Origin of the sequence: Chloroflexus sp. MS-G, from assembly GCF_000735195.1 — a bacterium.
GTDB lineage: Bacteria > Chloroflexota > Chloroflexia > Chloroflexales > Chloroflexaceae > Chloroflexus.
The window spans coordinates 1-25,005 of record NZ_JPIM01000070.1; the positions used below are offsets into that span (position 1 = coordinate 1).

The window sequence follows — 25,005 nt, forward strand, 5'->3', positions numbered from 1 at the left end:
TACGAGATGGTTGAGGAGCGTGGCCCTGAACATTGTCGCGAGTATGTCATGGCGGTGAATGTTATGGGCCACCAGTTTACCGGTTCTGGTTCAAGTAAGAAAGAGGCCAAGAAGGCTGCGGCGCGTAAGGCCCTGGTAGCCTGGGGTGAACATGGTCTCGATCCACTAGGGCCGATTGATCCGAAATCAAAGTAAGCCCAGAACTGGTGCGAAAATCGCGGAATAACAGCAGGTTGTGGCAGCAGGGTGAACCGGCAGGTTGCTTCACCTTATCTGATGGGAGCAGAAGATAACCGCTAGGAATGACATAGGTAGCGTTGAACACGCCCCTACGCTTGCATGGGATCACGGTCGCCGATCCGCTTTCTGGTACAAGTGGGTGGAATCCGATCTGAGCCAGTGACTGACACTACTGTGCCTAGTTAGCACACCTGGCAACCTTACCATTCTCTGCTCCTTTCGCATCCGAGAGCGGAAGAGGGCGGTGACAGACGGTAACCTGCGAAAAGAGCATATTCAGACCCATACGTAGCAGAACGGAAACGAGATGAATGCCGATTGTTATCTGATCACCGGTGGTACAGGGTATCTTGGTCGGGCGTTGATCCGTCAGGCCAGTTTTCGTGGCTTAAAGGTGGCAGCGACATTTCACGCTCAACCACCATCGCCAACATCGGACGTTGCCTGGTATCATCTCGATCTACGCGAACCGGCAGCGATTAGATCGTTGATCCGCGACGTTCGGCCAACCGTTATCATTCACACCGCATTTCGCCAGTACGATCCCGACCTCATGGCAGTTACCGGTGAAGGTGCCGGTTACGTGGCTGAGGCCGCAGCAGAGGTAGGGGCACGCTTGATACACCTGTCGAGTGATGTTATTTTCGATGGCGAAAAAGTCGGGGCTTATACCGAGGAAGATCCACCCAACCCGATCACCGATTATGGCCAGGCGAAGGCACGCGCTGAAGCGTTGGTACAGAGGCGCCATCCGGCAGCGGCCATTGTGCGCACATCGCTTATCTATGGCTTCGAGCCAATAGATCGTCACAGCGCCTTTGCTCTGGCAATAGCGCGTGGTGAACGCTCTGAACGGCTCTTTCGTGACGAGCTTCGTTGTCCGGTGTTTGTAGAAGATTTGGCGACGGCATTGCTCGATCTGGCGCAGAGCGATTATTACGGTGTGATCAACTTTGCTGGCGCCGAGACACTCAGCCGTTACGAATGGGGGCGCCTGCTCGCGCAAGCGCATGGTCTTGATCCTGACCGGATCGTTGGTGGGTTTAGCGCCGAAAGTCCGACACCACGGCCGCGTAATTGTGCGCTTGACATCAGTCGTGCACGCCAATTGGGTTATCGCCTACGCGGCGTGCATGAGGTGCTACGGTCGTTAGGTCGACTCTCGGAGCCGGTTTGAAATTCCTCGCTTTCTATTTCATCCCTTCCACTCACAATCAAGCGCGGAAAGGGCCTGGATATGATGCTTGCAGGGCAATGAAAGTACAGGTACTTTCGCGCACGCATGTGACCAGACAGTCTTGATAGCCCTCCCATTAGCTCTGACGCTAAAACTCGGTAATTACCGTCACTCCAGCACCGCGAAAGCTATCGAGATCGACCAGCGCTTCTGGTGCTTCGTCCAGACGGATAGTGCGTCCGATCAGTCGTTGCGGATGTACTTTACCGGATTGTATCAGGTCGAGCATAGCATCATAACGATGCGCCTGCATGCCGTGGCTACCCATGATCGTTAACTCGCGGGCTACGACAATATCCATCGGCAGTGGCGGCATGCGTTGTTCGGCTAACAGTAATCCTACCTGGACATGCCGCCCGCGTTTGCGCAGACTGGCAATGGAATTGGCACATGTGGTTGGACTGCCCAGCGCATCTATAGAGAGATGCACGCCACCCCGACTGAGATCGCGCACGGCTTGAACGACATCGGTTTCGGTGGTTGCATCAACCACTGCCGTGGCGCCCAGCGTTTGGGCAAGTGCCAGTCGTTCCTGATTAATATCGATGCCGATCACCTGTCCACCGAGTGCAGCCGCCAGCATTATCGCCGACAGCCCAACACCACCGCAGCCATAGACTGCTACCCATTCACCGGCAGTGATTCTGCCCAGATCAACGACGGCACGAAAGGCGGTGGCAAAACGGCACCCAAGGCTGGCGGCGGTGGTAAAGTTCATATCATCGGGCAAGCGCACGAGGTTGAGATCGGCACGATCAATGGCAACATATTCGGCAAATGATCCCCAGTGGGTAAAACCTGGTTGAAACTGGTTATCGCACACCTGCTGCTGACCAGCCTGACACTGGGGGCAAAAACCACAGGCACAAACGAAAGGCACGGTTACCCGATCACCGATGTGCCAGCGTCGCACCTGTGCGCCTACAGCCACAATCTCACCGGCCAACTCATGCCCTGGTACGTGGGGTAACTTAATGTCTGGATCATGTCCCATCCAACCGTGCCAGTCGCTACGGCACAGACCAGTAGCACGTACCGCGAGCACAACCCCCTCGGCAGGTGGGGTTGGATCAGGGAGATTGGCGATCCAGGGCATCTGACCGAACGCTTCGTAGTAAACAGCTCGCATGGGAACCCCCTTGATGTGGAAGCAGAGGTTTTCTGGTGTGCTCCATCCTATCACATTGTAGCAGTCCAGCATGTGCTGTGTTGTAAGGAGATAGGAGGGAGAACAAAGAGTGGTACAGCATTGCTGTACCACTCCTGGATTGCAAAACGAGCAGGAGGCACCTACATCGACATAGCCCGTTCACGGGTACGCCGTCGAGTAGCCAAAGCGACCGGACGGGCTGGTTGGCGGAATGGGATAGGTATTGCAGTTGGTTGCGGTCGGTAGCCAAGTAACCGCATAATTGTCGCCTGGTCTTGCTGTGGCACTAAACGAGAGCTAAGGCGACCATTGCGCTCTTCGACAATGAAGCGCGCCGCTTCTGGGGTCAGACAGTGGTGTGCGCCACCCCGTCCGGAAATCATCTGCTGATATGCACCAATACCAAAGATAGCCAGTATCAGTCCGCCATCAGTTGCCGGTAGCCACAACGGTGGCCGATCAGGTCGCGGATAAATGTCGTCGCTATCACAGGTGCGACGACCGGCAAGCCGTACTGGACGTAGTGGACGATGCCAGTCGCTGAGTGGCAAGATTACGAATTCCTGTCCACTGACGAAGAGCGTATCGGGCAGCATCACCATCAGTGACCCATTAACCAGATACCAATCCGGTTGATCGGGTTGACCCTGCTTGACGGCGCCTACTTCAACCAGATAAGCACTGTGGGTTGCGACAGTATAGCGCCCAAACTCTCCGATTAACTCAGGAACAGGCACCTCATAATCGGCGCATATCTCCTGGATTGTCGTCATCAGCCGACTAAGAAAGCGTTGATAATCAAAGTGGAACTGCAATTGATAACCGGCCGTTGGCATGCCACCACCGAAATTGAAATAGCGTAACGTTGGCACACGACGGCGTAGACGACAGTAATTTTCAATCGAAGCACGGAGGGTATGTAAAAAATGTGCCTCATCTTCGATCTGACTACCGATCATCGCGTGATAAAGCACAAGACTGTGGTCAGTTCCCGAGATTAAGATAGCAGCCTGCTCAATTTCGGCCGTTGTCAGCCCAAAACGATCGTTCCCGGGATGACGTCCATCACGGTTGCCAGCAGCCCGTTCGCGCACACCGAATTGCAGCGGTGCGGGAGTGGTGATCAGATCACGCAATTCGGAGAGATCATCGAGCACGGGAATAACAGTCTCGCAACCGTCGAGGCGAAATTGACGGATTGCATCGCGGTAGGCTGGCTCCTTCGATCCATTGCAACAGATCAATCGATCAGGAGGTAAAACACCCTGACGCCAGAGACCATGAGCAATGATGAGATCGGCAGTTGCCGAGGTTTCGTAATGAGCGCCGGCAGCCAATGCCGTTTTCACTGCCTCGGCAGCAAAGTTTGCCTTTGTCGCGTAGGCGTAATGAAATGGCGCCGCGTATTCTGTAGCGATACGAGCCTGCGTAGCCCAATCGATCATTTGTTGAACTTGAGCAGTAATTTGCGGGGTATAAACAACTTCCAGAGGTGCGCCATATTGACGTACCAGCCGATTCAAGTTGAGACGATCGCCGAAGTAAAGCTCACCATCGTAGCGGCTCACGAAATCGGTCAGGCGGCCTTCACCGGCAAAGCCGGTCTGTTGTGCTATCAAATCGGCAAAGGTTAGCGTCTTCAACTGTACCACATCCCTCCATTTGTCTGCAAAGCGGGTGGTGACCCACGTAACGAAACCACGGCAAGACGAGACCCTTCCCACCAGAAGCGGGCAAGATCACAAGCGTACAGTGGCTGTTGTTGTGACCGGCACAACAACGCCATGGCGATAGCGATTCAGCGTCAGGGGATTAAAAAAGGCCCTGCACCTGATGCAGTGGCCGGAGGAGCGAGAGCGTGCAGCGTCACTCGCGCACGTCTAGTAGAGCCATTCTACCGACGCACGGCGTACAGGTGTGCAGTTGGGTAAGCGCTGAATCGCGCGTAAATTGTATGCGCCGTCCATACTGCCTCACACTAGCCCACCCGACGCCGTCTCTACCCAGGGCAATCGACATTGCCGTGACGACGATTTCCGCTCGGCGTTCGGTGTTGCGTGTTACGAGTATCGGGTGCCTTCCCGAAACGCGAAACCCGTAACCCAAACGTAACGGGGGGCGCGAATGACATGGTTGATTGGCTCAACCGGAGATGCATTATACATCTGTTGCAGGGAGCCGTCAATAGGTTTATGACCCACTTAAGGCTGTTTAGAGTGCTCAGCTTCTGATACGACACTAATGACCGAACGGTTCAACAGCGGAGCGACACTGAAAACTATTACCCGCCCGCTGCTGATGACTCGCGACCTACGCAACTGCCTGGATGGGCAGGCGGCAACCCGCGTTATATTGCACCCCACCCCCTGACCATATTCAGCCTATGATTGGTGAGCCAACAGGAAGTCGGGCCGTTCATTTTGGGACGGAAAACTGTGCGTCTCTACACGTAGAGCGGACGGGTTAGGAATGTATCTATCTCTCTTCACTGCTCTTCCCTCTCATCTCATTCCACTGTCGGGTGAGGTGAAACCGTTGCATATCCGACATCATATTGGTCAAGGTTGTGTTATAATCGCTTGATGTTACGAGGGAGTGTTACAGGAAGCTCCCGTCAGTCTTTCTGTTTCGCCACCCAGTCGGAACGCGCTGCCGACTGCACGCTGAGCGAAACATCACCAGAGGAGGATTTTGTGCGCGATCGTCGTCGAAAGTACGAGCTTGTCATCATCATCAGTCCGTTGTACGCTAACGAAGAGGGCATTCCTGCCAACATCGACCGCATCAAGCAGACAGTTGAACAGCTTGGCGGGCAAGTCCACACCGTGAGCCAGTCGTCGCCGTGGGGCCGTCGGAAGCTGGCGTACCCCATCCGTGAATATGTGACTGGCGAAGCCAGCCGGCGCAAGTTCACTGAGGGTTATTACGTCTTTTTCACCCTCGAGTTGAGCGCTGCCAAAGTTGCCGAGCTAGATCGGGCGATCCGGTTGAACGACAACATTCTTCGCCACCTCCTGGTACTGGTGGACGAAAAACCGATTCGTACCGAGCCGGTTGAAACCGTCGAATCGGCGGCCACGGAAACAACGGAGACATCGAGTGAGGCGTAGCTGCCAGACCGGTGTGTCAGCGGTAGAGCACGCGACAGATAGGGGGAAACGCCATGGCACGTGATTTAAATAAGATTTTAATCATTGGTCGCCTTGGCGCCGACCCTGAACTTCGTCACACTGCTGCCGGCACGCCGGTCGCTACCTTTCGCGTTGCGGCTGGTCACCAATGGCGTGACCAGAATGGTAATTTGCACGAAGAGACCGAATGGTTTAATGTCGTTGCCTGGAATCGATTGGCTGAAATCTGTCACCAATATCTCAGTCGTGGTGCACGAGTCTATATCGAGGGACGTTTGCAAACGCGAACGTGGACAGATGCGCAGACCGGCCAAGCCCGTTCACGACTTGAGGTCGTGATGCAGGATATGATTTTGCTCGATCAACGCTCATCACGTATCGACGATCCATCACGTAGCCCTCATCGTGAACCGCCGCCGGACATTGGTGATGATGATATTCCGTTTTAGCCTATGTCACAAAAAACCAAACCGCCACGGAGCGCTCCGTCATCGGCGCAAACGCCCGCGCCGCGCCGTCCATCACGTCGTCGTTTAGAAGAAGAGCGTCGTCAACGGCTGATTGTCACTGTCACTGCCGCTGCCATCGCGATTGCGTTACTGGCTGTGGTGAGTGGTTTGGCCTACGAACAACTCTGGATCCCCAGCCGACCAGTAGCGCAGGTTGGTGCTGCTACCCTGACTCGTAGCGATTACTGGCGTGAACAGCGGATCGCCTATGCACGCCAGATTATTCAGAACTTTCAGTTGCTCGATCTTTTCGGCAGCAATCCGCAAATTTCCCAGCAATTTCAGGGGCGGAGTATTGTAATCGATCAACAAATTCGTACCTTACGCCGTGCCGAGATTGATCAGCAGGTAGTTTCAGAATGGATCGACCGTCAGCTCAAGCAACGGGCTGCCGGTGAATTTGGAATTGTGGTAAATGATGATGAGGTCGTGCAGAATATTGTGGCCGATCTTGGATTTATCTTTATTCCACCACTTCCTTCGCCTACACCAACGCCCGATCCAAATGTGACGCCAGAGCCAACTGTTGATCCAGCAGCGACGGCTACCACCGAACCGACCGCTATACCCTCGCCGACGCCCGGTGGTCCAACACCTACGCCAGAACCATCACCGACACCATTGCCAACCTTTACTCCTGAACCGACTCCGCTACCGGCTGAGGCACGAGTACAGTTTGACCAGATTATCGATGAAATCTACCGTCGTTACGAACTTGAACTGGTGGTGACTGAGAAGAAGCCTGAGCTGACCAAAGATGAGTTTCGACAGGCGCTGCTCGAACAATACCGTGAGCGCTTACTCAATGACCAGATTCAGGCGCGTCTGGTGCCTGAAGACGGGTTCACCTACAGCACCGAGCCGGAGCGGGTAAGAGCGCGTCAGATTCTGGTAGCGGTGACGCCGCCCGCTGAAGCAACGGCTGAGCAAATCGAGGCCGCGTTTGCCGCCGCATTACCTGCCGCGCAAGACATTGTAGCCCGGTTACGCGCCGGTGCTGATTTCGCAACCCTGGCTGCAGAACGTTCCGATGATATTGGATCGCGTGAGAATGGTGGTGATATTGGATCGTTTGATCGTAATGGTGTCGCCGATAATGGTGCCACCTATCCGCCCGAATTGGTGACAGCCGCCTTCATCCTGCCGGTCAATCAGATCAGTGACCCGATCCGCACGCAGTTTGGCTGGCATATCTTGGAAGTCATCGACCAGACGATCCCTTCGCGAGAGGATCAGTTACAGAAGGCTCGCACTGAAGCCTTTGACCGTTGGATGGCCGAGCAGCGCGCTGCTGCTGATGTCCGGCGTTTCCCCGAGCCAACACCAACCTTAACGCCTGTGCCAACCCAGCCGATTCCGACGCCGGTGCCAACGTATCTGCCTGGTCCGCCCACTCCGTTCCCAACGCCGACATTGGCCCCAACTGCGGAAATACCTGAAGAGCCGACTGCGGAAGGAACACCGACCCCAACATCAACAACGACTGTTCCATAGTCTAGCGCGTGCCGAAGTCTTGGCTTCGGCACGCATGATGCTTATGCAACGCTGGCGTCCGCTCCCATCATCACGAATCTGGATTGCACTTGCTCTTGCCATTAGCAGCCTGGTAGGGGCAATTGGGCTGTTTGCCAACCTGTTTTCGCACGTGACTGCCGCTTCCCCTGCACAGTGGCCGATTGATGGCTGGTTTTTTGCTGAGGCGGTATTAGGCCTTGGTTTGCTTATTCTGACCGGCGCACTATGGTATCGCTTCGGGGCTACATTGACCCTACAGTATGGGCTTGACCGGAATGGACTCTACATCTACTGGTTGGGCAGTCGGGCTGTTATTCCACTACATCTGATAGAACGGATTGATCGCGGAGCCCGCGCTGTTGACAACTGGCAGACTGCTCTTGCCAGCATCGGTTACTACCATGGCCGAGTCAAAACCCTCGATGGTATAACCATTCATTGCTTTACAACCCGCTCCCTAGCGGAAGCGCTTGTCATTTACGTTGGTCAAGAGGCGTATGCGATCTCACCGGTTGATCAGGAGACCTTTGTGCAAGAACTGGAACAGCGACGCCGTTTAGGTGCTGTTCAGACTCTCACTCCAGGTATTCACGTTGCTCACTTCCTGGGGTACGACTTTTGGGCCGACGCGGTGGTTCGTCGCCTGCTATTGGTCACTTTAACCTTAAACTTGCTCCTGTTTGGAGCGTTAGCCGTCATCTATCCTGCATTACCTGCCGAAATTGAATGGCGCGGTGATCAGATCGGGGCGGCTGCAGAACTGGTTCCCCGCGTTCGCATCTTTTTTCTACCTATTGCCGCCTTCCTTACGTCGTTGGTTAATGTACTCGCTGGTTTGATCGTCTACCGGCGTAGCCCATTGGCTGCGCGTCTCTGGCAGGGATTTTCGGTGGGAGTACAGATATTTTTTATCATTGCTGCTGCTGCGGTGCTACGAGCGCGTGTTTGAACGGAACGTGACCTGAGCAATCCAATCTCTGGCACGCGCTAGAGATGGGTTCAAAATCTACCCCTACCTCTTCTTCAATTCTTCCAATTGTATTCTTTGTCTTGACAAGAATCTGTGAAGCATGTTACGATCATTGCCACACACAGGCAATGGTTGTACACAGAAGTTTTCATCCTGCAACAGAGGAGAAAGGAGGTGCCTTATTGCACTGTCTGGCACTCTTCGTTTCCTGAGCTGAACGTTAACGACGAGAGCGTCTGGTGAAACATGATTCGATTGTTGGGTCTCCTCGTTGGTCAGATAATCTTTCGCTTCCCAGATACCCCAAGGAGTATAGCAATGAGTCTCCTATATTGGCGTCATCCATATGCCCTGGCTCTGCTATTTGGCATACTATTGCCCATTTTAGCGGCCTGCGGTGGCGGTTCAGCTCCTGCTACGCAGCCAACCACGGCACCGGCTGCCCAACCGACAGCGGCTCCGGTTGTTGGTACTGCTCAACCTGGTGTACTTCGCCTGGTTACCGGGTCTGAACCAGACAATATCGATCCGCAGAAGGCGAGCTTCGTCAATGAGATTCAGTTCATCATGATGGCTTATCAGGCTCTGATGACCTTCGATCTCAACATGAACCCTATTCCTGGCGCCGCCGAAAAGGTCGATGTTTCAGCAGATGGGAAGGTTTATACCTTTACGCTGCGGCGCGATGGCAAGTACAGTGACGGTACTCCACTCACTGCTTACAATTTTGAATATGCCTGGAAGCGGTTGGCCGATCCGGAAACAGCCGGTGAGTATCAGTCGCTGCCTTGTGGCATTATTAAGGGCTACAGTGAGTACAGTGCCGCCGCGTGTCAGGGTCTGTCGATGGAAGAGGTCATGAAGCTCGATCTTGAAAAGCTGCGTGATGAATTCGGCGTTAAAGCGCTCGACGATTACACACTCCAGATCGAGCTGGTTGCACCGGCACCTTACTTCCTCAGCATGGCCGCGCTCTGGATCGGCGCACCGGTTCGCGAAGAAGATGTGGCAAAGGGTGATGACTGGTGGTACTACCCCGAAAACTATGTTGGGAATGGGCCGTTCGTCCTCAAAGAGTGGGAGCACGATAGTAAGGCGGTATGGGAGCCGAATCCCTACTACGTTGGCCCACTCGGTCCGGTTAAACTCAAGCGTGTTGAGTACTACATGATCACCGATGGCCAGGTTGCTTTCCAGGCCTACCAGAACGGTGAGATCGACATGCTCGGTGTTGGTGCCGAAGACCTGGCAACGGTCAAGTCTGATCCGGTGTTGAGCAAGCAGACGATTGATGTACCTGGGTCGTGCACCTTCTACTTCGGTTTTAACCTTACGAAACCACCGTTCGACAACAAACTGGTGCGGCAGGCCTTTGCACAGGCGCTCGACCGCGAAGCGTATGTACGTGATGTTTTCCAGGGTTTGGGTACGCCTACCTACAGCTTCATTCCACCCGGTTTCCCTGGCTACCAGCCTGATTTGAAGATGTGGGAGTTCAATCCAGAGAAGGCAAAACAGACTCTTGCCGAGGCTGGGTATCCCAATGGCCAGGGATTGCCGGAGATTCGCCTGACTTACTCAGGTACGGCACGCAATAATGCGCGCTTCGAGTGGGTAGCGAACCAGTTCAAGCAGAATCTGGGCATTGACGTTATCCTCGATCCAATTGATCCGACGGCTTTTGCTGCTGCGACTAAGGATAATCCACCGCAGATGTTCTCGCTCGGCTGGTGCGCCGACTATCCCGACCCGCAGAACTGGATTTCACTCTTCCAGACGAACGGCTTACTGAGTGCCCGTGTCAACTACTCGAATCCGAAACTCGATGAGTTGGTGCGTCAGGCCGATGTCGAGCAAGACCCGGTGCGTCGGGCTGAGCTGTACGCGCAGGCTCAGACCATTCTGGTTGAAGATGTGCCAGTCGTGTTTATGCTCAACAATGGTGGGCCGGTCTTGGTGAAGCCTTACGTTAAGGGTGTGACACCTGAAACTATTACACCTCTTGATTACTGGCTCGGTTTCTTCAACCTGCCTAATGTTGATGTGCAACCCTAGTGGCGTCGCTGACGCCCCATTGGTGGCGCGAGCACAAACTGCTCGCGCCACCCGGTAATTGCTATGACTGCCTATATTATTCGGCGTATTTTATGGAACATCCCGGTGTTGATTTTGGTCGGTTTTATTACTTTTGGCATTGCCAAGCTAACACCGGGGGGGCCGTTTGACACCCAACCTGAACGTCGCCAACTTTCGCCACGAGTTGAAGCCATCTTGCGCGAACGTTTTGGCATGGATCTTCCGTTCTGGCGACAATTTACCCGCTATATGTTTTTTGATGTTATGCGTGACCCACGCAGTGGTGAATGGAAGATTCAGTGGGGCGCAATTGCTGGTAATTTGGGGCCAACTTACACTTCCCGTGGTGCGCGTACAGTGCAACAGGAACTGTTTGAGGGAACGCCATCGCGACCGAGTAAGTTTTACTACTCAGCACGGTTGGGCTTACAGGCGCTGGCCTTTGCCGTTGTGTTCGGTATTCCGCTGGGTGTGATGGCAGCGTTACGCCAGAATACCTGGCTCGATTACCTCCTCTCGCTGTCGTCAACGATCTTTGTGGCACTGGGTACGCTGATTACCAGTCTGATTCTGGTCATTGTATTTGCTGTGATCCTCAACTGGTTCACCGTAATCCCCGATTGGAGCGATCCTGTTAAACCGTGGGTCTTGCCAACGGTGGCCTTGGGATCGACCAGCATGGCGTTTATTGCCCGCCTCACCCGAGCCAGTGTGCTTGAAGTGAAGCGACAAGACTATATTCGTACTGCGCAGGCGAAAGGCCTGTCGGATCAGGTTGTTATCTGGCGTCACATGCTGAAAAATGCTTTGTTGCCGGTAGTGACGGTTCTGGGGCCAGCGTTAGCTGGTCTAATTACCGGCACGTTGTTTGTTGAGACCATCTTTCAAGTTCCTGGTATGGGAAGAACATTTGTTGATGCTATCGGCAAGCGTGACTATTCGATGATTATGGCTGGGTCACTGATTTATGTCTTCTTTCTGGGAATTGCCAATCTTCTGGTTGATATTGCCTATGGCGTGCTCGACCCGCGGATCAGTTATAAGTAGTGAGGAGCAGTCGTGACTTCATCAGCTAAGTCGCTGACTAACCCGATTGATCTCCAGACCCTGAACACGAAACCGCGCAGTTTGTGGTCAGATGCCCTGAGTCGTTTACTGCGTAATCGTGCGGCCGTTGTGGGGCTGATCGTCATTGTTTTCTACATTATCGTGGCTGTGGCCGCTCCATGGCTGGCGCCGTATAACCCGGTGCAGCAGATTCCGAACAATAGTTTGCGACCACCAGCCTGGGTTACCGATAACCCGGCTCGCATGGGTGTACCTGAGCATCTCTTGGGAACCGATACGCTAGGACGTGATGTGTTGTCGCGTCTGATTTATGCTATCCGGGTGTCGTTGATCGTTGGTGTTGTGCCACAGGTAGCCATTTTGTTCATCGGCGTTACCATTGGTCTGATCTCTGGATTTGCGGGTGGGTGGCTTGATAATTTGTTGATGCGGTTTACCGAGATCGTTGCTGCATTCCCTGATTTACTCTTTATCATCGCCTTATCAACCGCTTTTCGCGAGACCTGGCTCGGTCGCACATTTAATGGTCTGTTGCTCATTTTCGTTGCCGTTTCGTTGGTGAGCTGGACCGGTATTGCACGTCTGGTCCGGGGTCAGGTGCTATCTCTCAAGGAAAAAGAGTTTGTTGAGGCAGCACGTACGATTGGTGTGCCGACGCTGGCTATTCTCTGGCGGCATATTTTGCCCAATACGTTAGCACCGATTATTGTCTCGACCTCGTTTAGTATTCCAGCATTAATCAGTACTGAAGCGGTATTGACGATCCTCGGCGTTGGTATGCGTCCCTCACTAGACCCCGACAATCCCTTCCCTACCAGTCTGGGGGTGATGCTCACCGAAGGCTACAATAATCTCTCGTCGGGACCATGGCTGCTTAGTTTTCCGGTCATTCTGATTGCCGGACTGATGCTGTCGTTCACCTTCCTGGGTGATGGGTTACGCGATGCGCTCGACCCGCGTGAACGGTAGACGAGGATGATAAGGGGGTGAATTCTGGCTTTGCCACTGTCAGGCTGATCGTCTATCGTGTTTGATCCATCGACGGGTTTCATCCTACAGGTGGCAAGGCAGGGGCAAGTTTGGGGCAAGGCACCGGCTTGCCCCTACGGTGATGAGAGTCTATCCCCCCTCCCCCAGCCGTCATCATGCACGTGAATCGTGGGCAAGGCATCGCCTTGCCCCTCCGATGATAGTGATGCCCACGGTGTCGGTGAGCAAGGTTGCGAAGTGTCAGGGATGTTCTTCGCTGATCTTTATCTCCAACGACTCGGATGCTTCGATGGGCACTTATCCCTCAATAAAGCCGAATCTTGTACCCGACCTGTTTGAGCAACTCACTGGCAATCACGTGCTTCTGAATTTCGTTCGTGCCCTCGAAGATACGGGTAACTCGTGCGTCACGGTACATCCGTTCGAGCGGTAGTTCGCGTGAGAAACCCATGCCGCCGTGAATCTGAATAGCTTCGTCAATAATCTGACTCGCCATTTCGGTGCAGTATAGCTTCACGATACTGCTTTCAAGCGTTGCCTGCTGACCGGCATCCACCCGACGGGCACAATCGTAAACGATCTGCTCCATCGTGTATAGTTTGACCGCCATCTCGGCCAGCTTAAACTGGAGGGCCTGAAATTCAGCAATAGGACGGCCAAACTGGTGACGTTCGATCATATAGCGTCGGCTCATTTCAAAGGCTTCTTTCGCCGAGCCAATGCTACTGGCTCCCAGACCACAGCGGCCAATGTCAAGGGTACGCATTGCCAGGGGGAAGCCCATGCCAACCTGCCCAAGGACATTTTCGGCTGGAACGCGACAATTCTCGAAATAGAGGCTTGCCGTATGTGAAGCGCGCAACCCCATCTTGTCTTCGACCTTGCCAACACGGAAGCCAGGCATCGTCTTCTCGACAATGAAGGCAGTAATTCCACCGCGTGCCCCCAGGCTCTTGTCGGTTGCAGCAAAGACCACGATAACATCGGCGAAGCTACCGTTCGTAATCCACATCTTCTGCCCATTGAGGACCCATTCGTCGCCGTGCCGCTCGGCAGTAGTCTGGATGTGTGCCGCGTCGGAGCCAGCGTTAGGCTCGGTCAAGGCCCAAGCTCCCCACTTACGACCCTCGATCAGCGCACGCAGGTATGTCTCCTTTTGTTGTTCAGTTCCACCGAGATAGATGCTCATTGCTGCTAGTTGCGAGTGGGCGCCGATGATCGTAGCGTGGCTGGCACAGACCCGATTGATCTCTTCCATGAGCACACAGTAACCGGTGATGCCCAGCTCAAGCCCACCATAACGTTCGGGGAAGGGGACGCCGAGTAATCCTAATTCGGCCGCTTTCTTCATCGTTTCAAAAGGTACCCGCTCTTCTTCATCGATAGCGCGGGCAATTGGCCGAATCTCCTTGTCTACGAACTCACGTACCGTCTGGCGGAACATTTTGATCTCTGCACTGTGCTCGTACTCCATTGTCGTAGCTCTCCTTTGCTGATACAGTACCTGACCTGAACTCAAAGAAACCATGTATTCCTACAGGAGCAGGGTGCGGTGCATGCTATCATTGCTTACAATCCGGTAGGGTTGCGACTCACCACCGGCAAGACAATAACCGAAGGATGAGCCGCATCGTGAAACACACGTTGTTTGATAGGCGAACCACCGTACCTCTGTCCATAAGGGCTGTTATCACCGGGATGCGGTCCCCAGCGCGGACTACCGCCTCCGGCAATCTGAACCCGTAAGCGATGACCGGCTCGGAACCGTTGCGCGGTTGCGGTGAGATCGATTTCGATACGGTAGGAGCCATCGGCCTGTTGCTCACCTACACCTGGTCGTGCCCGCACTATTCCATCGCAGATATTGATACTGCGCCCGTCAGGATAGACATCGCAGAGTCTGCCAACCAGATCAAAGAATGGTCGATCACTACACACGTAAAGAATGAGACGCACCGGCCCGATGACGTCGAGATCGGTAGATAATGGTTGGCTAGTAAATGTCAAAACATCGGCACGAGTTTCCACCGATCGTTGATCACGTGGCCCACCCCAAGCGCTGAGCACTGCTCCTCCAATGGCCGGTGTTGGATTGGTAGGATCGTAGACAAACCAGCTCGGTGGTGCATTAACAGGCGGTAGAGTACGATCAAGTCCACGATTCGGCTGGAGAAAATAGCGTGTCAGCGTTGCCGGTGGCGGCCAGAAATCCATCTCGTGCCATTCATGACTCCCCATCAACGCAATGCGAACCGGCCGGCGGGCCAATAATTCACGTTTCCCCTTGAGATGGGCATCAAACCACCACAATCCTTCACGCATGCCCTCAAAAACCAATGCCAGATCGGTATGTGCACGTGGTAAGACGGTGAGGTAAGGACGCTTCCCGGCGGCGAGCAGCGCTGTGTAGTCGGCTAACTGACCAGGCAGGAAGATGTCGTACCAACCGGCTACCAGATGCACGGCTGCGTTGATACGATGCAACTGGCGATGCATGTCTACCTTTGACCAGTAATCACCCTGTGGATCGGGATCGTTAAGCCAGCGCTGAAAAAAGGGTACCGTGGCACCGGTTGCAATAACGTCGGCGTGGGCATACGGTTGGTAACGGAGCGCACGGGCCAGAATGCGCTCTCGCAAGACCAACAACCGCCAGAGCGCCGCCGGATCGAGTCGCTGTCGATGGCGGTTGGTTGCGTCGATCAGAAAAATCCAACGGAGCGTCGACTCGAATGCGAAAGCGCCACTGGGGTAGAACAGCTGTGAGAAGCGGGCGCTGGTTACAACTGGGACAATGGCCTTCAGATACGGTGGTCCATCAATTGCTGGCCCCCACTGCGTATACCCAACGTAGCTTGGTCCCCATAACCCCAGATTGCCGTCAAACCACGGTTGAGAAGCGATCCAGGCCACCGTGGCACGGCCGTCGGCAGCTTCATTTACAAATGGCTCAAATTCACCTTCCGAGCGGTAACGGCCACGAACACTCTGGACGATAACGTGGTAGCCACGTTCGGCAAAGAGCATACAACCGGTATGCTCAAAGATACCTAATGGTCCTAGCTCGCTGGGGCGCCCGTAAGGGGTGCGAATAAGGATTGTCGGGTGCCTTTCCCCAGAGCGGGGTGCATAGTGGTCGGCGTATAACACAACCCCATCGGGCATGCGCACAGGAATATCACGAGTCACGCTGACCTGATATTCGGCGGAGCGTAGGTCAAGTAGTCGTGCCAGGAACGGGCGACGAGCAGCAAAGATAGCTGCTGCCGTTATGCCAGCTCCGGCTAGAGACCAACCGATCCAGCGCATATGCCGCTCCGCTCCGCTTGGTTTATAACACACTGCGTCATTGATAATAGCACAGCATGACGGAGTGTGTCAATGGTGCACCGGTCAGAGAGTGGCAACGTTTTCAGCGCCCGCTGTGAAGTGTATCTGGTGCACACACCTTTGCCCTGATTCCCGTCCTCTCTCACGTGGTTGAAAGGACCGACGAGTGTGAGAGTGGCGCCATATACCCTTACAGGGAACAAAAGGGAGCTGCTCGGCGCTATCGTCTCGTGCGTGCAGCGCACGTGATAGGGCAATAGCGAACATCTTCACTCCTCTCCGTGTCTGGCTACCTGAATCACTATTGGCTCCTCATCACCACTGATTAGTAGTGCCCGGCCCGGTGGCTGGTCGCTGTTGCGCTGCTCGATGAGGGGTAAGCTCAAACCGAGTAGTCGAGTGCCTGATTCGTAGCGTCCCGGCCAGAGTATCAAACCGTTGCGCGCACCATCGAGTATGCGCATCAGTGGATCGTCGGCGTAACTAATGCTGGCCGCGATGAGCAGGTGGAACGGTTCATTGCCGGTCTGGGCGATTTCCACAAGGTGTTGGAAGAGATTCGGTGTTGCACTGTAGCTTTGGCTGAATTGATCACGCCAGCGTTCACGGCAGAGCTGGTAGTCGTCGATAACGATTAGATAACAGGTAGTTGGATCACGACGTAATCCAACTAATTCTGAACTTAACGTAACAATGCCTGATTCATCGGCGACATATCGTACTGTTTGCGGCAGTGTGCGCAAATGGTGCAAACTGCGACGCGGACCGTCAATCACCAGCAACCGTAACGACGGGAAGGCAGTAAGTGCACTCTGAGCCAGTGTCAACAGCGCAGTACTTTTGCCACTTCGCCGCAGACCAAACACAAGTGCGTGGGATGTCTCAGGAGTAAGGCATAGTCGTGCTGGACCAGGTGGTTCGGCGGCCAAACCACACACCAGACGTAACGTTGCATTGGCATAGTCTGATGGTGGTAGGTGAGTGGTAGACAATCGTTCTGGCAATAACGCCAGCGGTGGCGGCATCTGGTCGGTATGGTTTACCGTAGCCTTCAGTACCGCTACCTGTGCTCGTATGCCTTGCATCAGCTCACGCGAATCGCCACTTTCGCTACACCCTGTCGGTAGTGCAACCTGTATCTCAAGTAATCCTTCATCAGGATGCAGCCAATACCCGCGGCCAGGTGTCTGTGGTGGCAACTGATTGACCGGTCGTTGACCAAACACATCGGCATAATCGTTGAGATCGGCCATCCGCAATGCCAGTCGTTGTTCAAACAAGGCAGCCAGTCGATAAGGCATATCAGCAGGTCGGTCAGCACAAACAACAAAATGTACACCGAGGTCGCGTCCGGTACGTGCCAGGCGTACCAGATCGGACAGATCACTTTCGCCATGGGTATCACGCAACTCATCACGCAGCACTGCCAGACGGTCGATCACAACGAGTAATGCTGGCCCTGGTGATTGACCGGCCAGGACTCTAGCCCGTCGTTCGCGCAATTGATGTTCGAGTTGCCGAAAAAGTGCCAAAAGCGCCTCGTGCTCAAATGGACGCACGAGCGCACCCACATGTGGTAGATCGGCCAGTAGGCTCAATAGCCGACCATCACCGTCGATCAAATAACACCAGAGTGAGGAAGGTGATAACCGTTCGGCGAAATCGAGCACAATACGAGCCAGTAGCGTACTTTTGCCACTCGCAGGTCCGCCAAAGATCGCTACATGCCCTGAACGTAGATCAATAAGCAGTGGCGTCTGCCGACTTTGTTGGGGTATGTCGAGCAAGCCCACGACTGTTTGTGTATTGGTTGCCGGGAGTTGCATCGTTAAGCGGGGCGGAAGTGGCGGATGCCAGATTGGCAACGGTTGCCAGTCCAAAGCTTTGAGGTACACCTGACCGGCGCCTATCAGTCTTTGCCCGATCAGTTCGAGATCACTCTGACCGTTCGTTTGACCGGCCATCCGTGCCACCTGGAACAAACGCACATCACTCCCGCTACGGATATAGGCACGACCGGGGAGTTGTGATGGCAAGAATGCCGCATCAGGACGCTGAAGCATCTCGCGACTATCGTCGCTGCTTCCTAAGCGTAAAGCTATAAAATAGCTCAGTTGGCTACGAATTTCATCACTTACCACTCGTGCCGGTTGTTGGGTTGCGATCAGCAGATGCACGCCAAGCGAACGACCTTGCTTCACGACCCGTATCAGCGCACTGACAAAGTCGGGACAACTCCGTGTCATCTCGTCGAATTCATCGAGCACGATGAGCAAATTAGGCAGCGGTGGTAATGAGTATCGTCCGGCCAGTGCACGATAATCAGCAATATTTTCAAGATGAATACCGTAGCGTTCGGAAACGTGGCGTAAGGCCGCTTTGCGGCGGCGCAATTCACTGCTGATCGCGGCAATCGCACGCATCGCCAGCCGTCCGTCGAGATCGGTAACAAAACCGGTTGTGTGAGGCCAGTTAGCAAAGGGCGCCAATGCAGCTCCACCTTTGAAGTCAATAAGCATCATATTCAGCCGATCAGGGCCGTGCATTACTGCAAGTGCAGTAATAATCGTCTGAAGCAAGACACTCTTCCCGGCGCCGGTTGCCCCCGCAATAATACCGTGAGGGCCGTGATGATGTTCGTTGAGATTGAGATAGCACCATTTTCCTTCACCCACCGCACCAATTGGTACATCATGATGCCAGGCAGTAGATGGCACCTGTTGCCAGTGTGAGGGAATACCTCCTTCATCGGGAAGCATTGCGGTGAGCAGATCGATCAGGCGCACCTGTCGCGGTAGATGATGACCAGTACCAACTTCGGCCAGGCGGATCGTTGATAGGCGATGGGTTAGGCGTTCAATATCGCGACGCTCGAGTAAATCGGGCTGAAACGGAGCTACCGGCCATGCCTCACCGGCCCGCGTCCAACGTCCCATGCGTTGATCGACTTCGACTAGTGCGGCGCAATGTTCAGGCACATTTGCCCAATCATCGGTTAGCACCACCACAATGAAACGATGTGCCCCGCCATCACGCAGTATCTGACCGAGCGCAGTATGTACCGTTACCAGTGAAGCACTATCAACAATGATCACGAATGGAATCTGCTGGGCTGATGAACCTTCTCGACGCCGACTCAGTTCATCAAGAAGGAAGGTTAGCAGACGCTCTACAGCGGCTGGTTCGGTAGCAATCAGTGCCCGTCCGACCGGTGTTTCGTCGAGCGATTGACAATGCGGTAAACGCACGAACCACTGCCAATCAGCAGCAGTTGTTACGCTGGTGATTATGCCGATGCGCAATTCGGTGGGAGCATGCAACACCGCAGCCTGGGCAAGCATTGCGTAGATCAGCCCCAATACTGCCGGTCGTGGCCCGGCGATGCCGAGCGAGCCGAGTTGCAGCAACGGTAAACAAATTGGCACCTGATGTAGACTGGTATATTCGGCAATCAGTTGATCGATCCGCCGGTCGGTAGGTGCATCTGTGGGGGCAACTACCCGCACAGATGCCGGTAACGTACCACAGCCTAACCGCAGCTCGAGCGCATCATCATCACTCAGGCGACGCTCCCACAAGCGAGGCTCTGGCGTCCGTGGCCGTTCGTCAGCACCTGCAATCCGGAGTAATTCAGCAGGATCGGGCGCCAGATACCGACGAGCAGCCCGTTCCTCTTCGTGCAAGCGACGTAAGCGAGCTTTGACCGTCGCCAATCGATCGGCAAAGATTGCTTGCTGTTCGGCATACGTCTGGGCATGTCGTCGGGAAGCATCGTGTTCCTGGAATAGGGTGAAGCCACCGCTCAGCACTGCGAGCACAAGTGCCGGTAGCACCGCCCACCACGAGCCAAACCCGAACAGCGCACTTGCCCCAAACAAAAGTGCTGCGATGATCGGTAATAAGGCCTGCATCCATGCCGTGTTCGCTCGCGGTGCAGGAGGGACCGGAGATGCTGGCAGTTCTACCGTCTCAACACGCCAACGTGGACGTAGCCGAGGTGGCCGATTAAAATTACTGTCCGCCATAGGATGCTATCTGTTGTAATGTCGCTCGTTCACGGTTGATCCGATCTTGCTCGTCACGCGCTCGTGCGCTGGCCTGGGCAATTGCCTGCGCAGCCTGTAAACAGCGATCACGCAATTGAACGGCAGTGATCTGCAACGCAGCCTGGCGTAATGCCCATTCTTCCTGACGTGGCCCACGCCAATCGGCAAGGAGTTCGGTGGCAGCACGGGAGCGTTGTCTTTGCGCGGCATCTACGGCGTCTGCAACACGACGGAGGGCGCCAATGGCTGCATCGGATGCATTCCAATCCCACCAGACATCAGATCGGCCTGACATAATCGTCCTCCTTACAACTCATTCGGTAGAACCGAAACACGTATGAGACTTCCTGTACGCTTATGCAGCATACCGACTCAAGGTTCAGCCGCCAGATCGACAGCATTAATCGTCGCTGGCGCGCCATCATTCGGCAGATTTGGTAGCCTGTTCTCGCGGTATAGTGCCAGTCATACGTCCACTACCCAGGAGCGCGTGAGCGTAGACTTCTGATCTCGGTCGTGACGCGCTCATAAGCGGAACCAGCTCTGAGCTGTGGTCTGATTCTGCTCGGTAACTCCTCACTTCTTTTCGCAATGGTGTAAGATGGGAAACCGATCCTCGTGCTCATTCTTCACTTCTTTATCTATCTATCCCCATCACCATTGTCAGGTGGGGAAAGAACTGGGCAAAGTTCTCACCGCGACGAGAAGAGGTTTGCCTCTTTTGGACCGACGCGCTCAAGCCCATAGCGGGTCGTGCACCCAATTCCAGTCATCAACTGGTGGTGTTGGTATCTCAATGAGCCTAAATTGGGTTGGATCGATAGTAAAGGGCAGAGTTTGCGCTACAACGGGCAATTGAGAATAATCGAGATCGTCATAGTCGCTGTGAACGTTAAAAGGTTGATCGATGCGGCCATTTTCCAGGGTATAGACGACATCGCGGTAACGTGCATCGCTGTGACCGGCTCCGACCGACAACGCTAGCTTGTCATCACTATCAACATAGTGACGGACGATCACCGATTGTCCGTTGATCACAGGTGGTACATCGTCCCATTCACCTTCTGGTCGTACTGCACCCAATGTCGTGACACTGGCCAACTGAATATTACGCTGCGCCAGGGCTGCCTGTACTTGTGGATCGTTACTCAAGAGAATACACATGCCACCCCCCATACTGTGACCGGTCAAATGCAGGGTACTGCCGGACGGCAATGTCTCGATCAGACGCAAGATTCGCTCGCGCACTGTCTGATAGTATTCGTTGTAGGCAATTCGTTCTTTGCCACTCGCTGTCTCAATCACCGACACCAGACCGTTGGTACTGTAAGCCATGTTGGTCAGGTTCAGTCCATTGATCCCAACCGCATACACTCCCTGTCCTATCTGTGCGGCCCGTACCTCCTCACCCAGGTACGAGCTGATCAAACCGTGGTTGTTAGCCTGTAATGCAGCCGGTGTCACCTGATATGGTTTGGTCGGATCGCACACGGTATCAGCCGGAGGAAAGACTACAGTTACTGCGGCCTGACCATTTGGTTCAGCATCTGGGCCTTCAGCAGGGCGGGTCAATAGACTCAGAGGTAGCCCTTTAAGGGCTACAGCACCGATTCGTTCTAGATTTGCGGCCAACGCCCGAATTTCGTCGTTCGATAAATAGTGAAAGGCATCGATCCAGAAACCACTCTCAATAATTGCCAGGGCCTCAGCAGGATATTGGACGATTTCGGGTAAACGCGGCGCGCTGACCAAGCCAACAAGGGCACTAATCTGCGCTCCAAACAAGAAAAACATGACGGTGGGAGGAACCCCTACTGTTGTCATACCGGTACTCATTACCAGGCTCTGGTTGAGGGTATGCCAGCACTGCTCGCGGTTGGGCAAAAGCAATATCCAGGGCAATAGCCAGTGCAATGTCTGCTGCTGCCAGTGTTGCCAGACGAGTTGGGCACCCTCTTGCCCGATAGTTTCTATCGAACTGCTTATCTGGTTCACCATCGCTACCACTGCTGGCGATGGTGAACCAAAAGAGGCGAGCGGTGAAAGTAGTGGCGTCATTGGCCCGAATATTCCAGGCACGAAACGCGCTAGCCAACCTACCGTTGTCAACGAGGTGACAACCGTATCCGCTGCCGATTGCAGGTGAGCGAGTACCTGCTGCATAGTCTGAATGTAGTACCCTATCCTGAGGGCAATCGGGAATGGCTGCCAGGGCAACACGACCGCCCACGCGAGTTGAACCTGCCAGTATGTTTGGGCTACGGCCACAGGCAGGTCAGGCCAAAGCAAACGAAGCCACCATCGTTGGTAGGGCGGAGCCACCTGTACAACCCAGCTTCGCATCAGCCAGGTAGCAGCTCGCAACCCGACAGCATTTCGCGTCAATGAGTATATCGGTCGGCGGAGCGTCCAGATCGTTTGCAAGGCGAATCGTGCTCCGATATTCAACCCTGACCAGGGTGACGGAAACCACCGTTGTGTGACTGCTAGCGTGGTCATTGTCATGGTCAGGGCATGATCAAAAGAAATTCTCTGAAGTGCTCTACGATCAGCAGCCTCGATACGGTCGGCTGTACTACGAACCCACTCTACTAACTCGCCGATAGCACGACAATGAGCAAAAAGGTGATCGCTCAGGCCGTTGAGTTGCGGCACATCATACTCACGACAACGACCGGAAAAGTGTTGTAGCGTATGGCTCAGCCGACTTACTTCGGTGTGCAGATGATCTCTTTCAACGGCGACGGCAGCAGCGAAGCGCCGCAGATGATCGGGAATAGCAGCAACCGTGTTCATATCATGCAGCCTCGCAGATCCAGGCACCAAACTCACTCACTCTGGCGCGCATGCCACGGCCACCAATCGGCCACAGCGCCAGCAGATCAGAGCCTTCAGACTCCGGCGCAATCCACCAGCCTCCGTGTTGTCCGGCGATAACCATTGCACCACGGGCCACCGAATCCGGTTGGCGGAGCTTTCGGATCGCAACAAGCGCATGGCGCGTAGGCTGCGGGCCAACGGTCTTCACCACCATCCGGGCCATTTCCGACGGATGTCCTTGCTGCTCGATCAGCGATGCTGCCAGATTGAGATCATTGCGTTGGAGAGCGTTGAACGCTGCTAACAGTGCCTCGCCATTCAGTAACAGTGGTTGCTCAATCGCTGGTTCCGGTAGGATGACCGGCATCACCGTGGTCAGCAAGGTGTCGAGTACCTGCCCTGCACCGGGCAGTAACGCAAAGCGATGCACGTCAGGGATAGGACTGGTGTGCATCACAAGGTGCTCGTCGGCGCGACTGATGTGACAGAGGCGAGTCGGTGGTCCACTGGCAACAATCAACAGATGTTCGGCCAATGCAGATACACGTAGCACTGTCGCCAGTTCAGGGAGGGGTTGCGGTTGCTGATCGGGTTGTGTGGGCATTGTGAGCAAGTCACGAGCCGCCAGACTACCGGCAGCCGCACTCAGCACTCCTTCGAGCATTGGGCGCTCAGGCAACGCGCTCTGACCGAGTGCAAAGGGACGTGGTAGTTCAAGCAGACCGAGGAGTAAGAGCAGTTCGGCATGGCTGATCTGAAAGGTTCGGGTCATAACCTTCTCCGTGACTGGTGAGCAACTGATGCGAAGAGCAATCTGGCCGCCGAGAGACTGCATTTCGTTTTGTTCAAGACAGCCTCTCGGCGCCTTTTGGTCGAATTTTTACTGTCCGCCGGCCTGCATGATGTTCTGATTAATCTGGGCTATCTGTCGCCGTAGTTCTTCGAGCGCATCGCGAATTGCGAGCAACTTTTGATGGGTTTCTGCCCAATGGGCACGAAATTGGGCAGCCAATCGCCCATCCCAATTATTGGGGTCGGAGAGCACCTGCCCTTCACGGTTAAGATCGCTAATCTGTTGCAACAGCGGTCCTTGTACAATGCGCTGAAAACGCTCAATGGCTTCGCGGGCTGTAGCGGTCGAGAGTACGCGGTCGCTCATCTGAACCTCCTGTATGTGCTGAAAAAAGGCTTGCATAAGTAAAACGCAGCCGCATGCCAAAAGATTCGGTAAATTTGAGCACGAAATTGATCGTGTAGGTACTCTGCTCAACCTGAGCGTTTGTCTGAATGTTTGCTGCCCGTCAAGAGTTATCGAGGAGGGAGAGACGGCCATCATCTTCTCGTTCTGATTGAGAGGCAGGAGAGCATGAGGAGGCTTGAGCACCCACCTTTCCTACTCACTCCAAACACTTCTTTTCTATCCGGGCAGGGAAAATGGAGAAAACCACTGACTCGTAACAATTCAGGTGATAATTCGCGGCAATTGAAACGAACAATAAATGGAGCAGAATCGGGCAATACAACATTTCAGCGAAACAGGAAGGGCAGGTAGGGAAACCTGCCCTCTCTTTGCCGGTCAGCATGTTGATTTCAGAGAAACGTAAAGTCAATTCACCTGAAACTGCTCAAAAATAGCCGAAATCTGTTGGCTGTATTGAGGCCATACCCGCCGACCAACGAAACCCTCGATCAGATGCTCTAAACAGGCGCGGTTACTAAAAAAGGCTTCAAGACCATCGGTTGGACGAAAGATGCGACCACGCCACGTATGCGGATCATCGAAGCGAATATGTAACGTTTGATCAGCAATAAATAAGCGATATTCCACAGGGTTTTCACTTTCGCGTCGATATGTTACTGTCGTCCACTCATTCATCGGACGATACGAATAATCAGTGCATAAAAACATTGTGTTTCCTCCAC

At 54.3% G+C, this 25,005-nt stretch carries 19 protein-coding genes; 9 read left to right on the forward strand and 10 right to left on the reverse strand.

Going from position 1 to position 25,005, the window contains the following annotated elements:
- Nucleotides 1-195 (forward strand): putative dsRNA-binding protein (locus tag JE47_RS0113090; protein ID WP_031460198.1); only part of this gene is annotated, 195 nt, incomplete at its 5' end.
- Nucleotides 196-547: 352 nt separating this feature from the next.
- Nucleotides 548-1,417 (forward strand): SDR family oxidoreductase, encoded by an 870-nt coding sequence (locus tag JE47_RS0113095; protein WP_031460199.1) that lies wholly within the window; start codon nucleotides 548-550, stop codon nucleotides 1,415-1,417.
- A gap of 148 nt (nucleotides 1,418-1,565) precedes the next feature.
- Here the strand turns inward: JE47_RS0113095 and JE47_RS0113100 are convergent, their stop codons facing one another.
- Nucleotides 1,566-2,606 (reverse strand): zinc-dependent alcohol dehydrogenase family protein, encoded by a 1,041-nt coding sequence (locus JE47_RS0113100; protein WP_031460200.1) that lies wholly within the window; start codon nucleotides 2,604-2,606, stop codon nucleotides 1,566-1,568.
- A gap of 161 nt (nucleotides 2,607-2,767) precedes the next feature.
- Nucleotides 2,768-4,279, reverse strand: a complete 1,512-nt coding sequence (locus JE47_RS0113105; RefSeq protein ID WP_031460201.1) for a decarboxylase — start codon at nucleotides 4,277-4,279, stop codon at nucleotides 2,768-2,770.
- A 1,041-nt stretch (nucleotides 4,280-5,320) separates the two neighbouring features.
- Here JE47_RS0113105 and rpsF point away from each other — a divergent pair.
- The 7 genes from rpsF (at nucleotide 5,321) to JE47_RS0113140 (ending at nucleotide 12,865) form a co-directional block, all read left to right on the forward strand.
- Nucleotides 5,321-5,737 carry a 30S ribosomal protein S6 gene (gene rpsF / locus JE47_RS0113110; protein WP_031460202.1) on the forward strand — a complete coding sequence of 139 codons (417 nt, stop codon included), beginning with the start codon at nucleotides 5,321-5,323 and terminating at the stop codon, nucleotides 5,735-5,737.
- A 53-nt stretch (nucleotides 5,738-5,790) separates the two neighbouring features.
- Nucleotides 5,791-6,207 carry a single-stranded DNA-binding protein gene (locus tag JE47_RS0113115; protein ID WP_031460203.1) on the forward strand — a complete coding sequence of 139 codons (417 nt, stop codon included), beginning with the start codon at nucleotides 5,791-5,793 and terminating at the stop codon, nucleotides 6,205-6,207.
- A 3-nt stretch (nucleotides 6,208-6,210) separates the two neighbouring features.
- The gene (locus JE47_RS22435; RefSeq protein WP_031460204.1) at nucleotides 6,211-7,761 is read left to right on the forward strand and encodes a peptidylprolyl isomerase; all 1,551 of its coding nucleotides are present in this window, start codon (nucleotides 6,211-6,213) and stop codon (nucleotides 7,759-7,761) included.
- A 43-nt stretch (nucleotides 7,762-7,804) separates the two neighbouring features.
- Nucleotides 7,805-8,731 carry a PH domain-containing protein gene (locus JE47_RS0113125; protein ID WP_031460205.1) on the forward strand — a complete coding sequence of 309 codons (927 nt, stop codon included), beginning with the start codon at nucleotides 7,805-7,807 and terminating at the stop codon, nucleotides 8,729-8,731.
- A 339-nt stretch (nucleotides 8,732-9,070) separates the two neighbouring features.
- Complete coding sequence (locus JE47_RS0113130) at nucleotides 9,071-10,807, forward strand: peptide ABC transporter substrate-binding protein (RefSeq protein ID WP_031460206.1); 1,737 nt, start codon at nucleotides 9,071-9,073, stop codon at nucleotides 10,805-10,807.
- Nucleotides 10,808-10,870: 63 nt separating this feature from the next.
- Nucleotides 10,871-11,875, forward strand: a complete 1,005-nt coding sequence (locus tag JE47_RS0113135) for an ABC transporter permease (RefSeq protein WP_031460207.1) — start codon at nucleotides 10,871-10,873, stop codon at nucleotides 11,873-11,875.
- 12 nt (nucleotides 11,876-11,887) lie between these two features.
- On the forward strand, nucleotides 11,888-12,865 hold the full coding sequence (locus tag JE47_RS0113140) for an ABC transporter permease (RefSeq protein WP_031460208.1): 978 nt from the start codon (nucleotides 11,888-11,890) through the stop codon (nucleotides 12,863-12,865).
- A gap of 325 nt (nucleotides 12,866-13,190) precedes the next feature.
- Here JE47_RS0113140 and JE47_RS0113145 read toward each other — a convergent pair whose 3' ends face one another.
- The 8 genes from JE47_RS0113145 to JE47_RS0113180 all read right to left on the reverse strand — a co-directional run.
- A complete protein-coding gene (locus JE47_RS0113145; RefSeq protein WP_028457883.1) occupies nucleotides 13,191-14,360 on the reverse strand; it encodes an acyl-CoA dehydrogenase family protein in 1,170 nt (389 codons plus the stop codon).
- Nucleotides 14,361-14,455: 95 nt separating this feature from the next.
- Entirely contained in the window at nucleotides 14,456-16,195 is a 1,740-nt protein-coding gene (locus tag JE47_RS0113150) for a CocE/NonD family hydrolase (RefSeq protein ID WP_031460209.1), read from the reverse strand.
- Nucleotides 16,196-16,485: 290 nt separating this feature from the next.
- Nucleotides 16,486-20,241, reverse strand: coding sequence for an FtsK/SpoIIIE domain-containing protein (locus tag JE47_RS0113155; RefSeq protein WP_031460210.1), 3,756 nt, complete (start codon nucleotides 20,239-20,241; stop codon nucleotides 16,486-16,488).
- Entirely contained in the window at nucleotides 20,228-20,557 is a 330-nt protein-coding gene (locus JE47_RS0113160) for a hypothetical protein (RefSeq protein ID WP_031460211.1), read from the reverse strand. The genes JE47_RS0113155 and JE47_RS0113160 overlap by 14 nt, the downstream gene beginning before the upstream one ends.
- Before the next feature lie 440 nt (nucleotides 20,558-20,997).
- On the reverse strand, nucleotides 20,998-23,058 hold the full coding sequence (locus JE47_RS0113165) for a lipase family protein (protein ID WP_031460212.1): 2,061 nt from the start codon (nucleotides 23,056-23,058) through the stop codon (nucleotides 20,998-21,000).
- Between the two features lies 1 nt (nucleotide 23,059).
- Nucleotides 23,060-23,854 (reverse strand): hypothetical protein, encoded by a 795-nt coding sequence (locus tag JE47_RS0113170; protein WP_031460213.1) that lies wholly within the window; start codon nucleotides 23,852-23,854, stop codon nucleotides 23,060-23,062.
- Nucleotides 23,855-23,962: 108 nt separating this feature from the next.
- Nucleotides 23,963-24,241, reverse strand: a complete 279-nt coding sequence (locus JE47_RS0113175; protein WP_031460214.1) for a WXG100 family type VII secretion target — start codon at nucleotides 24,239-24,241, stop codon at nucleotides 23,963-23,965.
- A 447-nt stretch (nucleotides 24,242-24,688) separates the two neighbouring features.
- The coding region (locus JE47_RS0113180) for a hypothetical protein (RefSeq protein ID WP_236631237.1) at nucleotides 24,689-25,005 on the reverse strand (317 nt) is incomplete at its 5' end.

Coding starts and splice junctions, on each gene's coding strand:
- JE47_RS0113155 (WP_031460210.1), bottom strand. CDS start 20,241: ATGGCGGACAGTAATTTTAATCGGCCACCTCGGCTACGTCCACGTTGG.
- JE47_RS0113115 (WP_031460203.1), top strand. CDS start 5,791: ATGGCACGTGATTTAAATAAGATTTTAATCATTGGTCGCCTTGGCGCC.
- JE47_RS0113160 (WP_031460211.1), bottom strand. CDS start 20,557: ATGTCAGGCCGATCTGATGTCTGGTGGGATTGGAATGCATCCGATGCA.
- JE47_RS0113150 (WP_031460209.1), bottom strand. CDS start 16,195: ATGCGCTGGATCGGTTGGTCTCTAGCCGGAGCTGGCATAACGGCAGCA.
- JE47_RS0113095 (WP_031460199.1), top strand. CDS start 548: ATGAATGCCGATTGTTATCTGATCACCGGTGGTACAGGGTATCTTGGT.
- JE47_RS0113130 (WP_031460206.1), top strand. CDS start 9,071: ATGAGTCTCCTATATTGGCGTCATCCATATGCCCTGGCTCTGCTATTT.
- JE47_RS0113145 (WP_028457883.1), bottom strand. CDS start 14,360: ATGGAGTACGAGCACAGTGCAGAGATCAAAATGTTCCGCCAGACGGTA.
- JE47_RS0113135 (WP_031460207.1), top strand. CDS start 10,871: ATGACTGCCTATATTATTCGGCGTATTTTATGGAACATCCCGGTGTTG.
- JE47_RS0113170 (WP_031460213.1), bottom strand. CDS start 23,854: ATGACCCGAACCTTTCAGATCAGCCATGCCGAACTGCTCTTACTCCTC.
- JE47_RS22435 (WP_031460204.1), top strand. CDS start 6,211: ATGTCACAAAAAACCAAACCGCCACGGAGCGCTCCGTCATCGGCGCAA.
- JE47_RS0113175 (WP_031460214.1), bottom strand. CDS start 24,241: ATGAGCGACCGCGTACTCTCGACCGCTACAGCCCGCGAAGCCATTGAG.
- JE47_RS0113165 (WP_031460212.1), bottom strand. CDS start 23,058: ATGAACACGGTTGCTGCTATTCCCGATCATCTGCGGCGCTTCGCTGCT.
- JE47_RS0113125 (WP_031460205.1), top strand. CDS start 7,805: ATGCAACGCTGGCGTCCGCTCCCATCATCACGAATCTGGATTGCACTT.
- JE47_RS0113100 (WP_031460200.1), bottom strand. CDS start 2,606: ATGCGAGCTGTTTACTACGAAGCGTTCGGTCAGATGCCCTGGATCGCC.